The organism is Paenochrobactrum gallinarii, from assembly GCF_014205685.1.
GTDB classification, from domain to species: Bacteria; Pseudomonadota; Alphaproteobacteria; order Rhizobiales; family Rhizobiaceae; genus Paenochrobactrum; species Paenochrobactrum gallinarii.
Genome location: NZ_JACIIU010000020.1, coordinates 1 through 17,705, shown reverse-complemented (window position 1 = coordinate 17,705; position 17,705 = coordinate 1). Strand labels below are relative to the sequence as shown.

At 48.1% G+C, this 17,705-nt stretch carries 17 protein-coding genes, 4 pseudogenes and 1 other annotated feature; of the genes and pseudogenes, 8 read left to right on the top strand and 13 right to left on the bottom strand.

Annotated features, from left to right (window positions below; genetic code table 11):
- Positions 1–317: 317 nt before the first annotated feature.
- A pseudogene (locus FHS77_RS13765) lies at positions 318–1,417 on the top strand (IS3 family transposase).
- 1,263 nt (positions 1,418–2,680) lie between these two features.
- Here FHS77_RS13765 and FHS77_RS13760 read toward each other — a convergent pair.
- Positions 2,681–2,953: pseudogene (locus FHS77_RS13760) on the bottom strand (integrase core domain-containing protein); the annotation flags it as partial.
- Positions 2,954–3,570: 617 nt separating this feature from the next.
- Here FHS77_RS13760 and FHS77_RS16535 point away from each other — a divergent pair.
- The 3 genes and pseudogenes from FHS77_RS16535 to FHS77_RS16525 form a co-directional block, all read left to right on the top strand.
- Positions 3,571–3,757, top strand: a pseudogene (locus FHS77_RS16535) (IS3 family transposase); the annotation flags it as partial.
- Positions 3,633–3,748: a sequence feature (AL1L pseudoknot), on the top strand. (Overlaps the previous pseudogene by 116 nt.)
- A gap of 15 nt (positions 3,758–3,772) precedes the next feature.
- Positions 3,773–3,928 carry an IS3 family transposase gene (locus FHS77_RS16530; RefSeq protein ID WP_184224368.1) on the top strand — a complete coding sequence of 52 codons (156 nt, stop codon included), beginning with the start codon at positions 3,773–3,775 and terminating at the stop codon, positions 3,926–3,928.
- Positions 3,929–3,933: 5 nt separating this feature from the next.
- Positions 3,934–4,160, top strand: a pseudogene (locus FHS77_RS16525) (DDE-type integrase/transposase/recombinase); the annotation flags it as partial.
- A gap of 316 nt (positions 4,161–4,476) precedes the next feature.
- On the opposite strand, the gene FHS77_RS13745 reads toward FHS77_RS16525, so the two are convergent.
- From FHS77_RS13745 to FHS77_RS13730, 4 genes are read right to left on the bottom strand one after another with little or no spacing between them, the layout of a single operon-like run.
- Positions 4,477–4,899: a DUF6691 family protein gene (locus tag FHS77_RS13745; protein ID WP_184224346.1), complete on the bottom strand. Its 423-nt coding sequence runs from the start codon at positions 4,897–4,899 to the stop codon at positions 4,477–4,479.
- Entirely contained in the window at positions 4,900–5,328 is a 429-nt protein-coding gene (locus FHS77_RS13740; RefSeq protein ID WP_184224344.1) for a YeeE/YedE family protein, read from the bottom strand.
- Entirely contained in the window at positions 5,325–5,654 is a 330-nt protein-coding gene (locus tag FHS77_RS13735) for an ArsR/SmtB family transcription factor (RefSeq protein ID WP_246431345.1), read from the bottom strand. Before FHS77_RS13735 ends, FHS77_RS13740 begins: the two co-directional genes overlap by 4 nt.
- Positions 5,654–6,547, bottom strand: a complete 894-nt coding sequence (locus FHS77_RS13730; protein ID WP_184224342.1) for an MBL fold metallo-hydrolase — start codon at positions 6,545–6,547, stop codon at positions 5,654–5,656. Before FHS77_RS13730 ends, FHS77_RS13735 begins: the two co-directional genes overlap by 1 nt.
- Positions 6,548–6,738: 191 nt before the next feature.
- Between FHS77_RS13730 and FHS77_RS13725 the strand changes: the two genes are divergently transcribed.
- Together FHS77_RS13725 and FHS77_RS13720 are read left to right on the top strand one after the other, a co-directional pair.
- Complete coding sequence (locus FHS77_RS13725; protein WP_184224340.1) at positions 6,739–7,185, top strand: thioesterase family protein; 447 nt, start codon at positions 6,739–6,741, stop codon at positions 7,183–7,185.
- Positions 7,186–7,249: 64 nt separating this feature from the next.
- Complete coding sequence (locus tag FHS77_RS13720) at positions 7,250–8,428, top strand: aminoacetone oxidase family FAD-binding enzyme (protein ID WP_184224338.1); 1,179 nt, start codon at positions 7,250–7,252, stop codon at positions 8,426–8,428.
- A gap of 15 nt (positions 8,429–8,443) precedes the next feature.
- Here FHS77_RS13720 and FHS77_RS13715 read toward each other — a convergent pair whose 3' ends face one another.
- Genes FHS77_RS13715 through FHS77_RS13705 form a run of 3 tightly spaced genes read right to left on the bottom strand, consistent with a single transcriptional unit; the run spans position 8,444 to position 10,262 of the window.
- Positions 8,444–8,938 carry a peptide deformylase gene (locus FHS77_RS13715; protein WP_184224336.1) on the bottom strand — a complete coding sequence of 165 codons (495 nt, stop codon included), beginning with the start codon at positions 8,936–8,938 and terminating at the stop codon, positions 8,444–8,446.
- Between the two features lie 4 nt (positions 8,939–8,942).
- Positions 8,943–9,581, bottom strand: a complete 639-nt coding sequence (locus tag FHS77_RS13710; RefSeq protein ID WP_184224334.1) for a class I SAM-dependent methyltransferase — start codon at positions 9,579–9,581, stop codon at positions 8,943–8,945.
- A gap of 12 nt (positions 9,582–9,593) precedes the next feature.
- On the bottom strand, positions 9,594–10,262 hold the full coding sequence (locus tag FHS77_RS13705; protein ID WP_184224332.1) for a pseudouridine synthase: 669 nt from the start codon (positions 10,260–10,262) through the stop codon (positions 9,594–9,596).
- 224 nt (positions 10,263–10,486) lie between these two features.
- Here FHS77_RS13705 and FHS77_RS13700 point away from each other — a divergent pair, with 224 nt between their 5' ends.
- Together FHS77_RS13700 and FHS77_RS13695 are read left to right on the top strand one after the other, a co-directional pair.
- The gene (locus tag FHS77_RS13700) at positions 10,487–11,077 is read left to right on the top strand and encodes an ankyrin repeat domain-containing protein (protein WP_246431344.1); all 591 of its coding nucleotides are present in this window, start codon (positions 10,487–10,489) and stop codon (positions 11,075–11,077) included.
- A gap of 73 nt (positions 11,078–11,150) precedes the next feature.
- The gene (locus tag FHS77_RS13695) at positions 11,151–11,702 is read left to right on the top strand and encodes an NADPH-dependent FMN reductase (RefSeq protein ID WP_184224328.1); all 552 of its coding nucleotides are present in this window, start codon (positions 11,151–11,153) and stop codon (positions 11,700–11,702) included.
- 397 nt (positions 11,703–12,099) lie between these two features.
- On the opposite strand, the gene FHS77_RS13690 is transcribed toward FHS77_RS13695, so the two are convergent.
- From FHS77_RS13690 to FHS77_RS13670, 5 genes are read right to left on the bottom strand one after another with little or no spacing between them, the layout of a single operon-like run.
- Entirely contained in the window at positions 12,100–13,365 is a 1,266-nt protein-coding gene (locus FHS77_RS13690; RefSeq protein WP_184224326.1) for an ABC transporter substrate-binding protein, read from the bottom strand.
- Between the two features lie 36 nt (positions 13,366–13,401).
- A complete protein-coding gene (locus FHS77_RS13685; RefSeq protein WP_184224324.1) occupies positions 13,402–14,223 on the bottom strand; it encodes a carbohydrate ABC transporter permease in 822 nt (273 codons plus the stop codon).
- A gap of 10 nt (positions 14,224–14,233) precedes the next feature.
- On the bottom strand, positions 14,234–15,166 hold the full coding sequence (locus FHS77_RS13680) for a carbohydrate ABC transporter permease (protein WP_184224322.1): 933 nt from the start codon (positions 15,164–15,166) through the stop codon (positions 14,234–14,236).
- Positions 15,159–16,337, bottom strand: coding sequence for an ABC transporter ATP-binding protein (locus FHS77_RS13675; RefSeq protein WP_184224320.1), 1,179 nt, complete (start codon positions 16,335–16,337; stop codon positions 15,159–15,161). The genes FHS77_RS13680 and FHS77_RS13675 overlap by 8 nt, the downstream gene beginning before the upstream one ends.
- Positions 16,334–17,179 carry a metallophosphoesterase gene (locus FHS77_RS13670; protein WP_184224318.1) on the bottom strand — a complete coding sequence of 282 codons (846 nt, stop codon included), beginning with the start codon at positions 17,177–17,179 and terminating at the stop codon, positions 16,334–16,336. Before FHS77_RS13670 ends, FHS77_RS13675 begins: the two co-directional genes overlap by 4 nt.
- Positions 17,180–17,705 lie beyond the last annotated feature (526 nt).

Genomic DNA, 17,705 nt, shown 5'->3' with positions numbered 1-17,705 from the left:
GCTTGTTCATATGGCTTATGTTGAATTGATTGGAACTCACGCTCATCTGCATAGGCCGCATTGAAGGCAATCCAGAGAAAGATACACTTAGCGTCATCGTCATCGAGACAAAACTCGGCGCACCCAATCCAGCTCAGCGACCGATGTACGCGAAGATTGGCATTTTCGGGGAAATTGTAGTGATTATGACCTGAGACCCAATGCTCCTCCATTTTTCAGGAGAGTCTTGATTTTTATTGACGTGCTCCCTTAAAATCGGACCATTTTCAGCTGGAATTTTCCATTTAAAATGCCCTTTACGGGAGAAGGAGAATTTCATGAAAGCGGGTAAATTTTCAGACGCACAAATTGCTTTTGTTTTGAAGCAGCCGGAGGATGGCACGCCGATTGGCGAAGTTTGCCGTAAGGCAGGTATTGCCGAATCCACGTTTTACGGATGGCGTAAACGTTTTGCCGGACTGATGCCCTCAGAGGTAAAACGGCTTGTCGCCGACCTGAGCCTGGATAAAGCGATGTTGCAGGACGTTTTATCAAAAAAGCTCTGAAGCCTGCACGTCGCCGTGCGCTTATTGATGAAGTGCAGCGTGTCTGGAAGGTCTCAATCCGTATGGCTTGTTCTGCGTTGCGGATCGAACGTTCTCTTTACACCTATAAGCACAAGCGTGGCGAGCAGGCAGCCTTAAGCCTTCGGATCAAGGAGATTTGTGAGGCCCGTGTGCGCTATGGTTATCGCCGCGTCCATGTCTTGTTGCGGCGTGAAGGCTGGGAGATCAATATGAAACGAACACGCAGGCTTTACAATGAGTTAGGCCTACAATTGCGCAACAAGACACCAAAGCGTCGAGTGAAAGCTAAGCTCAGACAAGATCGGCAGGAGATCACGCATAGTAATCAGGTTTGGGCGATGGATTTCGTTCATGACCAACTGGCAACAGGTAAGAAAATACGTGTTCTGACTATTGTCGATACCCATTCCCGGTATTCTCCGGCAACGGATCCTCGATTTAATTATCGCGGTGAGGATGTCGTGCAAACCCTTGAACGGGTCTGTCGCGAGGTTGGCTACCCGAAATCAATCAGGGTTGATAATGGCAGCGAATTTATCTCTAAAGACCTTGATTTATAGGCTTATATGAACGCTGTTACTCTGGACTTTTCCAGGCCCGGGAAGCCGACAGATAACGCCTATATTGAATCTTTTAATGGCAAGTTCAGAACTGAATGTTTGAACCAGCATTGGTTCATGACCCTTGACGATGCACGCCAAAAGATGGAAGATTGGCGTGTAGACTACAACGAGGTTCGACCTCACAGCGCTATCGGGAATAAACCGCCGATTTGGCTCATGAATGGCTCAGGCGCAACGGGTTCGCCCAAAGCCAAAAAACCGGAAAATTCCCCAGCCGGGTGGTCCTAAATCGGGGAGCACGTCAATAGCGCGGAAAACTCTAATCGCAAACGGTCCAGTTTTAAGGGAGCAGAGCACATAGCGTGAGCTCGAAAAGCTGTCAGCGCAAGTGCCTCATCATCAGCGCAAACGCCGTTTGTCATTGAAACAAAGATATTGAACTTTGAATCAATGTTGTAGAGTTTTGAATCGAATTTACGTAAATTATTTTAAATTGGAGCAATGTACCCGCAACTTTAAACGCCTTGCGCGCAACTGAGTATAGCTTGCTGGCAAGCTGGACTACTGTGCAGACACCTTAAGATGATGCTGTACGAATTATTACGCTCAATTTGTGATTTTCACGGTCATTTTTTAAAATTCAAACGGCGTTTGTCGTTGAATCAAAAACATTGAGTTTTGAAACAAAGTTATAGGGATTTGAATCAAAGTTACAAAGACCGTTTTATGCTTAGATAGTGTGCGGGAAGTTCTTGTACGTATAACCGACGGCAAGTAAAATACAGAGCTAATTTCAACGCGACTTGTAACTCGCACTGAACAAGTTGCATTTTAATGAGCTTAATATAATTGATCGGGTAGTTTAGCCCCGATCAATTGTTTGATTATTTTGCTATTGTTTTAATTAGGGGCTGAACTAAGTTTTGTGTAATTGCCTTTATTTTCCTTTATCCTGTTTCGCTAAGCGTTCGAGTTCCTCTCTGTACTGTTTTATAGGTGTTTCTCACGGTCGATATAAATATCGTGAGCCAAAAAACTATCGGCGCAAGTAGTTTTATCGCTCCAGTGAATGATGGTTCAATTGAATCGAATTTACATAAGTTATTTTAAATTGAACCAATGTGCAGATGATTTAAAATGCTTTCTGTGTAAATGGATAACTTGTGGAGGCAATCTGGATTACTGTGCTGACAGCTTAGGATAAGTCGCAATGAATTATGGTGGTCAAAATGTTGTCGATCGTAATATTTTTTCGAAATTGCAAACGGCGTTTGTTCTTGCAACGAAAATACTGGATTAAAAATCAAGCTGTACGCATGTTTTATCTCAATTTTTAAGCTGGTTTTTCATATTTTAAAAACTGGCCCTATGGCGGAAATTCCATTATCGTAGCAGAAAAAGTATTATTTGAACCATCATATGCGGAAAAATCATTATCATTAAAAGACGTGAATAAGGCTGCCTGTAGGGCCTAAAGTGGAGCTATGTTCAATGACGCGTAAGGCTTGTAGTGGTAATCCCCCCGTTTTTAACGGGGCTCTGCAGTAGAATTTACGCAGCCATTTTTAGTTTCTGTGCGGCTGTGATGCCGCCGAGGCCGATATTGGGCCGTTCGTTGTTGTACGTCCAGAGCCATTGTGTAGTGAATTCCTGAGCCTCTTCAATGCTTTCAATGATGTGTTGGTCTAGAGATTCGTGCCGAACAGTTCGGTTATAGCGTTCGACATATGCGTTTTATTGCGGCTTTCCTGGTTGGATGTGACTGATGGTAACCCCTTGTTTTTCAGCCCATCCCATCAGTTTACCACTGACATATTCAGGCCCATAATATGTACAAGTCTCGGTGTGATCACGCCCCCGCAACCAAAATATGACTGTCAATGCAGTCTCTTATAAAAAAGCCCCTATCCAAAGATAGGGGCTTTTTGCGTTCTGGGGGCAGAATAGGGGCACCAGTTATCAACACCAATAAACACACAAATCGCGCCAGACCCGTTTTGTCCTGAATGGCTGGCGCGATATGAGTCACTCTACCGCAGCCATTTTGGCAGCGCAGTTGAATCTTGGCCTGTCGATGGACTTGTCCCATTTAATTTCCGTCGCATCGTCTCTTGTGTGCGGTTATTTGTTAGAGTTGAGTGGGTGATATTCCTCCGAGAGACGAATTGAACCGCCCTGAATTAGCCGGAGGATCCGACTTCCGATAAAGTGGGTCCTTTGGAACATAAGAAACCCTAATACCCTATTCCCCTGAATTTTGTGAGCGTTCGGTTCGGTTGTTTTTTGAGCATTGCGTGGATTAGACCAGTGAGACAGCCGCCCTTGCGGAAATTGCCGGTAAGCTTGGCTACTCAAGCGACAGTCTTCGGACGTGGTCACGCGAAGAACAACGTAGTACCGCTGATCGTGCTGATGCGACGTGTACCGTGTTGGCACGGATCAAAGAGCTTGAACGTGAGAACTAGGAACTAATGCGAGCCAATGAAATATTAAAGAAAGCTTCGACTTATTTTCCCAAGCGGAGCACGATCGTCTGTACCGCAAACGATTGCTTTCATTGAAGATCATCGTTCTTCTTTCGGGGGCGAGCCGATTTGTAAAGTACTGCCGATTGCCCCGTCTGCCTATTAGAAGAGAGCAGCGATTATCCGTCATCTTGAGCGGGCATCAAACAGAGTCAAATCTGTCGTTGTTCTATGCCTTGAGATCGATCGGGTTTATGACGAGAACCGTAAGGTCTACGGAGCTAGGAAAGTTTGGCATACTTTACGCATGGAAGGTCATGATAAGTCCCATTGAGATAAGACTTCATTGCAAACGCAATCAACAAGGGCGATATCACTTATGTTGAGATCAGAGAAGGAGGGGGTATCTGGCTGTTATCCTTGACCTGTATTCACGTCACGTGATTGGCTGGGCAACAGGTGATCGATTAAAACAGGATTTAGCACTAAGGGCTCAGAATATAACGTTGGCTTTGCCCAAACCACCTCCGTGTTGCATTCAACACTCGGCTGGAAATAGCCGGTGGCATTTGAGAAAAACCGCATAACATGAACAATTAACTGGAACATAACCGGTGCAAATTCCAGTAACACCATTGGCTATTTTTAAGGATGTGGAGCCTGCGGTATTCACATTGAGTGGTATTTCGGCTGAAGAAATCGCGGCTTGAATCGAAGATTTTATGAGGCTAACTGACAAGGATAAGAGAGAACGGAAGGGCCGAGCGCAAAAATGGCGCGAGCAACATGCCTATCCGATTCTGGCGCAGAAGCTTTATGGAATGTTACGAGGTTTAAACCGCGCATAATAAGAGCGTGCTTTTAAAGCACGCTCTTCATTTGTTAGCACTGCATTTTACGACGCATCATGCGGGCGAAAAGTATGCCGATGATCATAGAACCCACCAGAATATAAACATCTGTTTGCATCAAACCTAAAGCCGGAATTGAGCCACCTGGACAAAAGCCACCAATGCCCCAACCAATGCCGAAAATGGCAGAGCCAGCAATCAGTGGTCGGTCAATCTGCTGTTTTAACGGCAGATGAAAGCTCTTATCAAGCAGAGGTGCAGGACGCTTCAGGATGAAGAAATAACCGATCGCGGTTACGACCAAAGCACCACCCATGACGAATGCAAGGGAAGGATCCCATGTGCCGGTAAAGTCAAAAAAGTTAAGCACTTTGGCCGGATTAATCATGCCTGAGATAGCGATGCCGCTGCCGAAGATAAGGCCGATAATCAAAGCAGATAAAATGCGGGCCATTTAAAAGCCTCCCATGACATGACGGATAATGAAGACGGTGATGGTGGTAGTCAGCATGAAGGTGACTGTTGCGGCAATGGAGCGAACAGAGAGCCTCGAAATACCGCAAATACCATGGCCGGATGTGCAGCCCGAGCCAATTGTGATGCCGAAGCCCACAAGCAGACCACTGATAATCAGCGCAAAAACAGGAACATTGTTTTCAAAGGCTGGTGTAAAGCTGAAGCCATAATATAAAAATGCCGGAGCAGCGATCGCACCAATAAGAAATGCTGCGCGCCAGCCCCAATCAGAGCTCAATGGGGGCAGAATGCCTGCCAAAATACCACTGATGCCGGCAATGCGGCCATGAAAGTACATGAGCAGACAGGCTGCTAAGCCAATAAGAGCGCCGCCACCAAGCGATTGAAGCGGAGTAAAGTCGGTCATGATGGGGTGTCTCCAGTTTTGCAAAACAGGCTGTGCATGGTTTGTATGAAAGTCTCAATGCGCGGGTCAGCGAGGCGATAGAAAACTTGTTTGCCTTCTTTGCGCCCCTCGATAAGTCCCGCCTGGCGAAGCTCTGCCAATTGTTGCGAAAGGCCAGGCTGGCGAATATCCAGTAAATCTTCCAGTTCACGAACCGAACGCTCGCCATCGACTAATGCGCAAGCCACCAGCAGGCGGTCAGGATTGGACAGCTTTTTGAGAAAGGCTGATGCCTCAGTCACATTCTCTTTCATAAAAGCGGCTTGTTTGGATAGATCATCTTGCATTATTTGCCCCATGCTGCGCCTGATAAAAGATCAAGCGGAATTTTGAGATAGCGCACTCCGTTAGCTTCCGGCTCCGGCAATCGTCCACCATTGGTGTTAACCTGCAATGCGTGTAAAATCAGTTTTGGCATTGGCAGTGTTTTGTCACGCGTTTCACGGGCATGAATGAAATCTGCCTCGTTTAAATAGTGCGCCATGTGAATGTTGCTGGCTTTTTGCTCAGCGACCGTTGATTGCCACAATGGCTCTCGTCCGCCAGCCTGATAATCATGACCGGTAAAAAGACGTGTTTCATCGGGCAAGGCCAGAATGGTCTGAATAGACTGCCAGAGAGCTTTGGCACTGCCACCGGGAAAATCAGCGCGGGCGGTGCCACTATCGGGCATAAATAATGTGTCGTGAATGAAAGCGGCATCACCGATCAGATAAGTAACGGAGGCAAGTGTATGCCCTGGTGAATGGATAACTTTCGCTTCTAAGTTACCTATTTTAAATGTCTCGCCATCGCTAAACAGGTGATCCCATTGTGAACCATCAGCAGGGAAGTCCGGCCAGTTATAAAAGCCTTTCCAGAGTTCTTGCACTTCGCGCACTTTTTCACCGATTGCCGTTGGTGCGCCGGTTTTTTCTTTTAAGTAAGGCGCTGCAGAAAAGTGATCGGCATGGGGATGGGTGTCGAGTATCCATTCAACCTGATAATTCTTTTGCGCCACGAATTGCAAAAGCTCATCAGCATGATGTGTGGCGGTCTGGCCGGATTTTTCATCATAATCATAAACCGGATCAATGATGGCGCATTTGTTGCTTGCCACATCGGCAACAACATATTGCACCGAGCCAGTGCGCGGATCGTAAAAGCCGGTTACTTCCGGTTTATGGGAATTCGTCGCCATCGGGCACCTCCTAAATATCTCATATTGATTAAATAATAACGATTGCAAAAAAATGCAATCGTTTATTTTAAAGTATGTGCGGTTTGTAAAATCCATTCTAAAAGTGCATCAAGACAAAGATTGATCAAAGGCGAAGAAATAGGAGGCGGTTTAACCGCGGGCATAATTTGTTATTTACGCTGGATGTGACTGTGCTACCTGAATGGGTCGATTATAACGGCCATATGGCGGACTATGCTTATGGGCTGGTTTTCTCGGAGGCAGGCAATGCCTATCTTGAGCACCATCATTTGGGCGCAACCTATTTAAAGGCGGAAAAGGCCACATTTTATACGCTGGAAAGCCGCATCGGTTATTTTAAAGAATGCCATCAGGGCGACATAATCCATGTCAGCGTGCAATTGATCGGCCTTGATAAAAAGCGTGTGCATTTTTTGCTGGAGATAAAAAATAAGCACAATGAGCTATTGGCTTTGTCAGAGCAATGGCTGATGCATGTGAGCCAGGCCGCAGGTGCGCCAAAGGCGATGTCCATGAGCCAGGCTGTTTTTAATTATCTGACTCACGAGCTGGAGCGGCATAAAAATTTGCCAAAACCACGCTGGCTCAACCGCAGAATGGCTTTAAAAAGCAAATAGTACTTTCTTGTCGGAGAGACATGCTGTAGCGCCTTAAGCTTAAATAAGTCGGAGAAAATGTGACGTGAATTCGTTTGATGTTGTGATTATCGGAGCTGGTGCGGCTGGCATGATGTGCGCTATTGAGGCGGGCAAACGCGGACGCTCGGTGCTGGTGATTGATCATGCCAAACGCGCGGGCGAGAAAATCCGTATCTCCGGCGGTGGTCGTTGCAACTTTACCAACCTGCACACAAGCCCGAAGAATTTCATTTCACAAAATCCGCATTTTTGTAAATCGGCTCTCAGCCGTTATACGCAAAACCATTTTATCGCGATGATGGATCGTCACGCGATTGCCTATCATGAAAAAACGCTGGGTCAGCTTTTCTGCGATGGTTCAGCACAGCAGATCATTGATATGCTGCTGGATGAGATTAAACGCTTTTCGGTGCAATTGGCACTATCAACAAGCGTTGACGTCATTGAAAAAACCGATGCGGGTTTTCTGGTGAAATTTGATGATGTGCAGATCAATTGCCGCTCGGTTGTGGTGGCAACCGGTGGTAAATCAATTCCCAAAATGGGCGCAACCGGCTTCGGTTATGATGTGGCTCGCCAATTTGGTTTGCGTTTGGTGGAAACGCGCCCCGGTTTGGTGCCTTTGACATTCGAGCCGCATTTGCTGGAACGCTTAAAACCACTTGCCGGCGTAGCGCTGGATGCAAAAATCAGCTGTGGCAAGGTCAGTTTTGAAGAAGCCATGCTTTTCACCCATCGTGGTATTAGCGGGCCGTCTGTTTTGCAGATTTCGTCTTATTGGCGTGAAGGTGACGAGATTGCAATTTCAATGCTGCCACATGTGGATGTGCTGGATGCTTTGAAGCAGCAGCGGGCGCAAAATGGCCGACAGGAATTGCAAACAGCGCTTGCACAGCATCTGCCGAGAAAACTGGCACAGACGATTGCCGAAGCGCAGGTAAAGTTCGCCAAGTTGGCCGATATGCCGGACAAGGAGTTCCGGCGTATTGAGGCGGCGATTAATGACTGGCGCATTAAACCGGCAGGCTCTGAAGGTTACCGTACCGCTGAAGTTACTCTTGGAGGTGTGGACACCCGTGATCTTGATTCCAAGACAATGGAAAGCAAGACAGTGAACGGGCTTTATTTCATTGGTGAAGTGGTGGATGTCACCGGTTGGCTAGGCGGCTATAATTTCCAATGGGCGTGGTCATCAGGCTGGTGTGCGGGGCAGGTTGTATAACTGCCCGTTTGGCTATTATCTGTTCAGCTTTGAATAGCGTTTTATCAGGCGATCACGCTTGAGGCGGGAGAGGCGCTGCAACCAGAAAATACCGTTGAGCTGATCAACTTCATGCTGATGACATACGGCTGGCAGCCCTTCAGATTCTTCAAACTGTTCTTGTCCGTTGAGGTCTTGATAGCGCAGGCGGATTTTAGCGTGACGCTCCACATCATCAACCATGCCGGACATGGAAACACTGCCTTCCTGATGGCGGATCATCTCCTCTGAGGTTTCGATGATTTCAGGATTGATATAAAATTTAGGCCCTGTTTCAGGCGAAAGCTCCAACACCACAACGCGTCTTAAAACACCAATATGCGGTGCAGTGATGCCGATGCCGGGTGCCGCGCGCATGGTTTCTAAAAGATCATTGCACAGCGTTTTTAAAGCTTCGTCAAATTGCGTGACGGTTTCAGCTTTTTGTTGCAGGCGTGCATCCGGAAAGCGGACAATCGGGCGTATCGTCATGGTATTATTCTGTTTCTTGTTGTGGCGGCAGAAGTTTGGCTTTGACAAAAACGTCATAGCGCGTGCTTTTGCCTAAAATCTGATGCGAGAATTTACGGATGTTTTCCATAGGCGCTGCCCGTAACGGCCATTTCAGCACGACGCGGTTTTGTGCATATTCCAATGCGACTTGCATCAGTTTCTCGGCATCCGGATCAGTGCCGACGATCTCGCGGATCTGGCGCATTTCTTTTTTGACCAATGCCGTATTGCCACGCGGTGGGTGCATCGGATCAACCAATACCACTTGCGGTTTGAGATCAGGCAGTACTTCGCTGGAATCGCCGTGAATAAGCGTCATACGTGCAATGGTTTCCGCCAGACGTCCACCTTCATTGGCTGCGCGCAGCATGCCTTCGGCAAGGAGCTTGTGCATCTTTTCGGAGCGTTCAATCAGCGTGACATGTGCGCCCAGTGAGGCGAGCAAAAAGGCATCACGTCCAAGACCGGCTGTCGCATCGACAATAAAGGGCGTGATATTGCCGGTGAGCCCAGCGGCCTTTGCCAAGGCCTGATTACGGCCTTCATTGACTCGAAAGCGGTGCCCGACCGCGCCACCGACAAAATCTACAATCAGATCATCATTTTCTGTATCTTGCGACATGGGGCAAATCTTTTAAAAAGGGCAGGGCGCGCGGAAGGTGACCATTCCGCCATCGGGATGCTGAAAGGTAATTTCTTCTGCATGCAGCATCAAGCGGTCGGCGCGGGTAAGTGCTTCGCCGGTCGCATAAAATTCATCACCCAAAATCACATGCCCGATGGCTTTCATATGAACGCGTAATTGATGGGTGCGGCCGGTAAGCGGTGACAATTGCAATCGTGTGGTATCGGCACCGCGGGAAAGCACCTGCCAGCGTGATTGCGCAGGCTTGCCATTGGCGTGATCCACATGGTGGCAAGGCTTATTGTCAGTGTCGATACAGAGCGGCAGATCAACAAGGCCGCTATCTTCTTTGACGTTGCCCCAAACTTCCGCCACATAGAATTTCTGTGTTGTGCGCTCGGCAAATTGATTGGCAATCAGCGCATGCGCTTTGCGGTTTAAAGACATCAGCACAACGCCGGATGTATCTTTATCCAGCCGGTGGATCATCAACGCTTCGGGAAATTGTTTTTGCACGCGCGTTGCCAAACTATCTGACAAAGCCGGATGGCGGCCGGGCACAGATAAAAGTCCGCTTGGTTTATCCAGCACCAGAAAATCCCGCTCTTGATGTAAGATCGTGAGATAGGGCTCCAATGGCGGATGATAAATCGGGGTAGGTATAGATAAAGCGCTCATGCGCCATGCCCTATCATGTTTTGGTGTGGAGCGAGAAGTCTCATTATTAAGACTGGCTCTGTTTGTTTGCGTGTCCGTCACAATTAAGCTCTTATAGATTGAATATATTATCTTCTAAAGTTGCGACCTATGAATGAGGTTTTTGGTTTATGATTGAATGGAAATCCGGCTTTAAGACGGTCTTTATCGCTTTATCTTTCGTTGTTTTGACAATCGGAGGGGCTATGTCACAATCCAATGATGCCAAACTCTTAAACGCCGCAGCCGATAATGATCTGAGTACAATCAGCACATTGCTTAAGGCGGGCGTAAAGCCTGATATCCGCAATAATCAAGGACAAACCACATTGCTGGTGGCGACACACGCCAATCATGTGGAGGCAGCAAAGCTGTTGATTGATGCCGGTGCGGATGTGAATGCAAAAGATAACATTCACGACAGCCCCTATCTTTATGCCGGAGCACGCGGCCATTTGGACATTTTGAAAATGACCCTTGCTCATGGAGCTGATTTGATAAGTACTAATCGCTATGGCGGCACGGCTTTAATTCCAGCAGCAGAACGCGGGCATGTCGAAACGGTAAAAACCTTGATTGAGGCAGGTGTTGATGTGGATCACGTCAATAATCTGGGTTGGACAGCGCTGCTGGAAGCGGTGATCTTGGGCAATGGCGGTGCCAAGCACACAGCGATTGTCAAATTGCTGGTTGATGCTGGCGCTGATATTTCGATTGCGGATAATGACGGGGTGACGGCATTGCAGCATGCTCAGTCGCGTGGATATCAGGATATTATCGCTATTTTGAAAAAATAGTTTTGAGGCTTTTATCGGCAATGGCATGATGATGCGCTGTCTGAACTTGTTCCTGTGATAGAGGAGAGTATGAATGTCGAAATTGAATGTCGCTGTTCTGGTCGGAAGTCTGCGCAAAGAATCCTTCAGCTCGCAGGTTGCCCATGGTCTCAAACTTGTTGCCCCTGATGATATGGCTTTAACGGTTGTCGAGATCGGTGATCTGCCATTTTACAATCCTGATCTGGATACGGACACACCACCGGCAACATGGGCGCGTTTCCGTTTTGAAGTTGCCAAAGCCGATGCGGTGATTTTCGTGACACCTGAATATAATCGCTCGGTACCGGCTGCGCTGAAAAATGCGCTGGATGTTGGTTCACGCCCTTATGGTAAAAGCGTGTGGGGTGGCAAGCCTGCAGCTATTGTCAGCAGTTCGCCGGGCAATATTTCTGGTTTTGGTGCCAATCATCACCTACGCCAATCGCTGGTGTTTCTGGATATGCCGACCCTGCAGCAGCCGGAAGCCTATCTTGCACAAGTGGACAAACTGTTGGATGCCAAAACTGGCTTTGTGACGGATACAGCCAAATTTATGGAGCAGTTTATGACAGCGTTCGACCAGTTCGCCCGTAAAAATATTTGATCTATAGAATATCAAGCCCAAAGCGTGGTCATAATGCAATTGGATTGCAACTGGCCGCGCTTATCTGATGATATTAATCTTGCTGCTATAAAATTAAGATTCGCCGCTTGATAAATATATGGCGGAGAGAGAGGGACTCTTCCCCAAATCCATAAGTTTCAATGCCTTAGCAGCAACATACTGATCTGATTGCATAATCGCGATACTTTTAACGATACATTTAACGATACATTTGCACAAGGGCCTATAATATTGGGCCTTAAATATGCTTTGAGATGAGGTGCTATGGCGTAATGTAAATCATCTCTGTTCTTGTGCTCGCCAAAGAAGTTCATCAAATTATTTAACATTAGAACCGCGCTAGAAAGGCCTACGCGGTTCTACTTTCGTGTATATATTATTTGCGTGGCAGGAGACGCTGTACTTCCTTGGAAGCATCACCTAACGCTTCTTCTGGTGTAGCTGATTGCTCAACAACACGCGAAAGATTGTCCACGATAGTCTGGGTTACCTTTACGCCGTTTGAACCGGGGAATGCATACCATGGCACCATCAGTGACATCTGGCTGAGACCTGCATTAAAGAGTGGGTTTTCATTATAAAACTTGCCGAGGTACTCATCCGATTTTGCAGCGAGTTCATTGTTTGGGACATAGCCGGTGCCCGGAACGACAACGGAAGCGCCGTAAGGGCCGGCTGCAAATTTTGCGAATTTCCATGCTGCATCAACCTTGTCTGGATCTTGGGTTAAGATCACAACGGCATTGCCACCGGTCGGCAAGCGACCAGTTTCAGCATTAATTAATGGAATTTTAGCTGTGCGCAGATCGAATTTATCGCCAACATTTTTGATCGTGTTGCGCAAACCACCGGTGCTCTGAAGTGAAAAGCCGACTTTACCAGCAGCAAAAGCCTGCTCGCCTGCAGCCTTGGTCAGAACTGGCATACCACCTTCTTTGACCATACGATCAATGAGTTTGAATGCTGCAAGTCCTTCTGGGCCATCGAAAGCAACTTTTTTCTCATCTTCAGACAGCATAGCTCCGCCCGCACCAAAGAGCAGCGCTGAGAACATCCAGTCATCACCCTGCCAACGGAAATCAATGCCCTCATTGCTGTCGCCAAGGGCTTTGATCTTGCCACCGAGTTCAATCAGTTCATCCCATGTTTGTGGTGGATTGTCCGGATTGCCGCCAGCTGCTTGAACCAAATCAGCATTGTAATACATGATCGGATTAGATGTTGCGAAAGCAAGCCCGACCTGACGGTTGCCTACCTGTGCAAGACTAAGAATCTGGTCTGTGAAGCCTTGCGCCTTCATATCTGCTTCTGCGTCAATGAGTGGTTTCATATCCATGCCGATATTACGTTCGGCAAGAATACGCAGGCGGTTGAGGCCTGTGAATGTCATATCTGGCATTTCCGACGTGCCGGACTGACGCATGATCGTCTGAATGCCTTCTTCATAGGTTGCTGAAGGACTTACGAAATTGACTGTAATGCCGGGATTTTCTTCCATGAACTTGGTGGAGATGTCAGCCATGACATCCTTGAAAAAGCCCGGCATCGGATAATGTACGTTGAGGGTCGTATCAGCGAATGCCGGCGAGCAGATGCCGGTTGCCAGTGTCAAAGCTGCAAGGGTGCGGGAGAGGCGTTTCATGATTTCTCCTAGTGTTAAATGAAAATATGTGTCGGATCAGCCTTTGAGGCCGGTGAGGGTGATGCCTTCTATGAAGCGGCGCTGAGCTACGAGGAAGGCAAGAAGCAGGGGCAAAGTGATGATCAGGGTTGCAGCCATTAGAGCGCCGTAATCATCACCGGATTCAGCAGCACGAAAATATAAGAGGCCAAGGGGCGGTGTCGCGCGTTCCATACCGTTAACAACGATGAGCGGCCAGAACAGGTCATTCCAATGTGCAACGACTGAGAAAATAGAGAAGGCTGTAATCGCAGGCCATGCATTTGGTACAATCACCCGCATAACGATGCCTGCCTCTGACATGCCATCAAGACGTGCCGCACTGATGAGGTCATCGGGCATGGCTCTAAAAAATTGCAAGAACAGGAAAATGCCGAAGACAGAGATGAAGAAAGGAGCGCTAAGTGCAAAATAGCTGTTAAGCACACCAGCCGAGTTAAAGCCGACGTAAAAAGGTAGTGCCGTTGCATGAATAGGGACAAGCAAACCCAATATGACGAGCATCATCATTGTGCGCTGGCCGCGAAACTTGAGCTTAGCCATGGCATATGCACAAGGGATTGCGACTGCGACCTGAATGACCAGAATGATTGCACACACGAGTACGCCGTTAAACAGCAGTAATCCCATCGGCACCCGGCTGAATGCTTTACCGAGATTTTCCCATAAAGCCCATTGTTGCGGGATAAGTGACAGGGAAGATGAAAAAATATCCTGTTGTGTTTTAGCAGCGGTTGAAAGCATGAAAATATATGGTGCGATAAAGATCAATGCACCGAAAGATAGAATACCCAAACGAATGGAACGGGCGAGTGACATTGTTGGCTCCTCAATAATGGGTACGGCGGTCCAGCACGCGGAACTGAAACAGCATCAGGACAATGAGTACGGCGAGGAAGATGACAGTCATTGCCGAAGCGTAGCCCACGCTCAGGAAAACGAAGCCTTCCTGATAAATAGTCCAGAGCAGTACTTCTGATGCTTTATTCGGACCACCTTCAGTGAGGGTTTTGACCGTCTCAAAAACCTTGACAGAATTGATGATGCTAATGGTGGTAACAAACAAAGTTGTGGGACCGAGGAGCGGCCATGTGACAAGACGAAAACGTTCCCAACTGCTTTTCACACCATCGACTTCTGCGGCTGAATAGAGTTCACGAGGAATGGCGGTGAGGCCGGCCAGAAATAGCACCATGTTAAATCCGACACTCTGCCAGACACCAATCATAGCAAGGCTGAGAAGGACGGTGTCACTGGATCCAAGCCAGTTTGGGCCTGTGATGCCAATCATCGCTAGTAGTGTATTGACCGGACCAAGGGTCGGATGCAGCAAATATTGCCACACCGTCGCCATAGCGACGAGCAGGGAGGCTACAGGCAGGAAGTAGACCGTGCGGAAGAAGGACTTACCGCGTATTTCGCTTTCGATCAGCAGAGCAACGCCCAGCCCAAGAAATACAGAGGCAGGTGCTACAATTGCAGTATAAATTGCCGTGTTCTTGAGTGAAATCAGGAAGGTGCGGTCATTGAAAAGTTCAATGTAATTGTCGATGCCAATAAACTCAAAGCCGTCATAACCAAGCTCAAAATTTGTCAGGCTCCAAAACATTACTGTTAGGGTGGGCAGCAGGATGAGCAAAACCGTTAGCACAATCGCAGGCGCGGCAAGTTTCCACGCAAGGCGTTCCTCACGGCGGTTCGCTTCTTCTGTTGCAGTGCGTATACGTGGTGCACTGACCGGATTGATCACAGCATCAGACATAGGCAGACACCTTGTGTGGAGTTGCCGATTGAATGATTATATCGGTAGGCTGACGCATACGCTGACCGTCTTTGTCGAAAATATAGGCTTGATCCGCATGGAAATGTAGACTGACTGGCAGCCCCGGAACGATGTCGCGTGCAAGAGAGGGTTCGAATTTAGCTGTTAGTTCATCTGCAGCTCCAGGGGCCGTGAGATAAACCAAGACTTCCGAACCTAGAAACTCAAGGCGTGAGACGGTGGCGATGAGGCCAGTTTTGTCATGCGGAACAAGGCGGAAATATTCAGGACGGATACCGATGCGAATATTGGTGCCTGCATGAGCGGCGATGCCATGAAGGATCGGACGGCCGGCAAAGTGTACGAGACCTTGGTCGCTGACCATGGCATCAAGGATATTGATGCGTGGTGTACCAATAAATTGCGCTACTTCGATATGGCATGGATCATTATAGATCACCGACGGGCTGTCGATTTGCAAGATCTTTCCGCCCATCATCACCGCAACACGATCTGCCATGCTTAGCGCTTCAGCCTGATCGTGGGTGACGTAGATTGTTGGTACTCCCGCACGACGATGAAGTTCCACAATCTCGGCGCGTGTGTGGACACGCAGATTAGCATCGAGATTGGAAAGTGGTTCGTCCATTAGAAACGCGCCGGGCTGGCGCACAAGTGCGCGGGCAAGTGCGACGCGCTGGCGTTGACCGCCAGACATCTGCCCCGGTTTTCGATCAAGCAGATGATCAATTTTGAGGCTGGTTGCTGTTTGCACGACTTGTCTTTGAATGGCTGCGCGTTTGGCTTTTTGTCCACTTAGAAAACGGTTAAGCAATGGCATGCGTTCAGCTGCAGTCAGGTCGCGCATGGCAAGCGGTACAGCGATATTCTGCGCTGTGGTCAAATGCGGATAAAGCGCATAAGATTGGAAAACCATCGCCATATTCCGGTCGGCAGGGTGGGCCGAAGTAATGTCGCGGTCATCAATGGAAATCGCACCTGTATCTGCATGGTCGAGACCTGCAAGTATGCGCAACAAGGTGCTTTTGCCGCAGCCGGAAGGGCCGACGAGAGCAATAAACTCACCTTCTTCAACATCAATAGAAATGCCTTTAAGAATGTGATTATTACCGTAGGACTTACTGATATCGTGAAGGGTCAGCGCGCTCATGCCGACACCTCGTGCCTTGTTGGTGCGCCATCGCCCGTATGGCTGGGATAGACTTCGTGAATCACATCATCAATGACATATGGCGTTAGTTCGTTGAGCCGGACGATTTCGCTTTGCACTGTTTCCCCAAGGTTATGAATGGCAGCCCCGAGTATACGTTCACCGGGAAGATCACGCTCCATAGGACCTACAATGAAGGCGGCCGCTGGTGCCCAGACATAGCTGGTGCCAAAAGCTTCACCCATCCATGCGCGATGCAAGTGGCCGCTGGCATGCAGCTTCACATTATAGGTCTTGAAAAGCTCAAAAAGGCGTTGGCGAGGGACTGGGGGTACACCCCAATATCCGGTGTCACCCTCATCAGTTTCATCGACGAAAAGTGGCTTATGTGCGAAAACGGCGATAGGTCTACCTTGGGCAGCTTTAAGCGTCGCTTCAAGCCAGCGGAACTGTTCGTACTCTTCCGAACTCTCTGCGCCTATGATCAGGCTATTGAGCCCGATAATAAGCCAGTCACCTAAATTCTCTGCCCAATAATCCGGTCCAATATGTTTATGCCAACGTGCCATACGTTCGGCATTTACTGGTTGACGTGTATCAGGCAGATGGCCGACATCATGATTACCTGGTACGCTGAGGACAGGGCAGGGCAGTTGGCGGTGAAGCTCGGCGGAGAATGAAAGATCGGCATCCATATCTGCACCATCAACCGTCAGATCGCCTGTATGGACAATCAAGTCAGGCTTTTGGTCCTCTATCCAACGCAGCAATGGCTCCCAATTACTATTAAAATGGGACTTATCCGGGCTCAGATGCGTGTCGGTAATTTGAATGATCCGCACGGGATTTTCCTTGACGTTATTATTTGCGACAAGGGCCCATTCAATTTTTTAGGCCCATAATGTTGAGCCGCTTTTATGTTCGATATGTGTAAGTATTATTGTTTGGACGTAACAGTTCGGTGACAATATAGCTTTATGATATCGTCAGGAAACGTTGTTGTGCTGAATTGATTTGGAGATACAAAATTCGTCTGGGATGCTAGTCTTGTATTCTGGTCTAAAGCTTATTTTATGCGAGTTTTGACTGGAACTTCCTTAAAAAAAATCGCGCTGCATGTTAAGCACTGCAAATATTTTCTTTAGCCATCGCTTCTCATCTTCTAGTGACTTGGCATGGTCAATCATTGATGTGTCTGAATAGATGGAGTGGTTGCCGCCCTACCCAAGCGACAATTTTTGTTTGAAGATTGTTGCGTTCAATCTACTCGATGGGAAGGATGGCAGACATGACCACAGATACAATGATCGGGATCGATCTGGCCAAAAGCGTTTTCCAAGTGCACGGAGCCTCGATGACGGGGCAGGT

Excerpts from the sequence above, each read along its gene's own strand:
- FHS77_RS13710 (WP_184224334.1), bottom strand. The coding sequence starts at position 9,581 with ATGTCGCAAGATACAGAAAATGATGATCTGATTGTAGATTTTGTCGGT.
- FHS77_RS13730 (WP_184224342.1), bottom strand. The coding sequence starts at position 6,547 with ATGGCGACGAATTCCCATAAACCGGAAGTAACCGGCTTTTACGATCCG.
- FHS77_RS13745 (WP_184224346.1), bottom strand. The coding sequence starts at position 4,899 with ATGGCCCGCATTTTATCTGCTTTGATTATCGGCCTTATCTTCGGCAGC.
- FHS77_RS13700 (WP_246431344.1), top strand. The coding sequence starts at position 10,487 with ATGTCACAATCCAATGATGCCAAACTCTTAAACGCCGCAGCCGATAAT.
- FHS77_RS13715 (WP_184224336.1), bottom strand. The coding sequence starts at position 8,938 with ATGACGATACGCCCGATTGTCCGCTTTCCGGATGCACGCCTGCAACAA.
- FHS77_RS13705 (WP_184224332.1), bottom strand. The coding sequence starts at position 10,262 with ATGAGCGCTTTATCTATACCTACCCCGATTTATCATCCGCCATTGGAG.
- FHS77_RS13740 (WP_184224344.1), bottom strand. The coding sequence starts at position 5,328 with ATGACCGACTTTACTCCGCTTCAATCGCTTGGTGGCGGCGCTCTTATT.
- FHS77_RS13690 (WP_184224326.1), bottom strand. The coding sequence starts at position 13,365 with ATGAAACGCCTCTCCCGCACCCTTGCAGCTTTGACACTGGCAACCGGC.
- FHS77_RS13735 (WP_246431345.1), bottom strand. The coding sequence starts at position 5,654 with ATGCAAGATGATCTATCCAAACAAGCCGCTTTTATGAAAGAGAATGTG.
- FHS77_RS13685 (WP_184224324.1), bottom strand. The coding sequence starts at position 14,223 with ATGTCACTCGCCCGTTCCATTCGTTTGGGTATTCTATCTTTCGGTGCA.
- FHS77_RS13675 (WP_184224320.1), bottom strand. The coding sequence starts at position 16,337 with ATGAGCGCGCTGACCCTTCACGATATCAGTAAGTCCTACGGTAATAAT.
- FHS77_RS13680 (WP_184224322.1), bottom strand. The coding sequence starts at position 15,166 with ATGTCTGATGCTGTGATCAATCCGGTCAGTGCACCACGTATACGCACT.
- FHS77_RS13695 (WP_184224328.1), top strand. The coding sequence starts at position 11,151 with ATGTCGAAATTGAATGTCGCTGTTCTGGTCGGAAGTCTGCGCAAAGAA.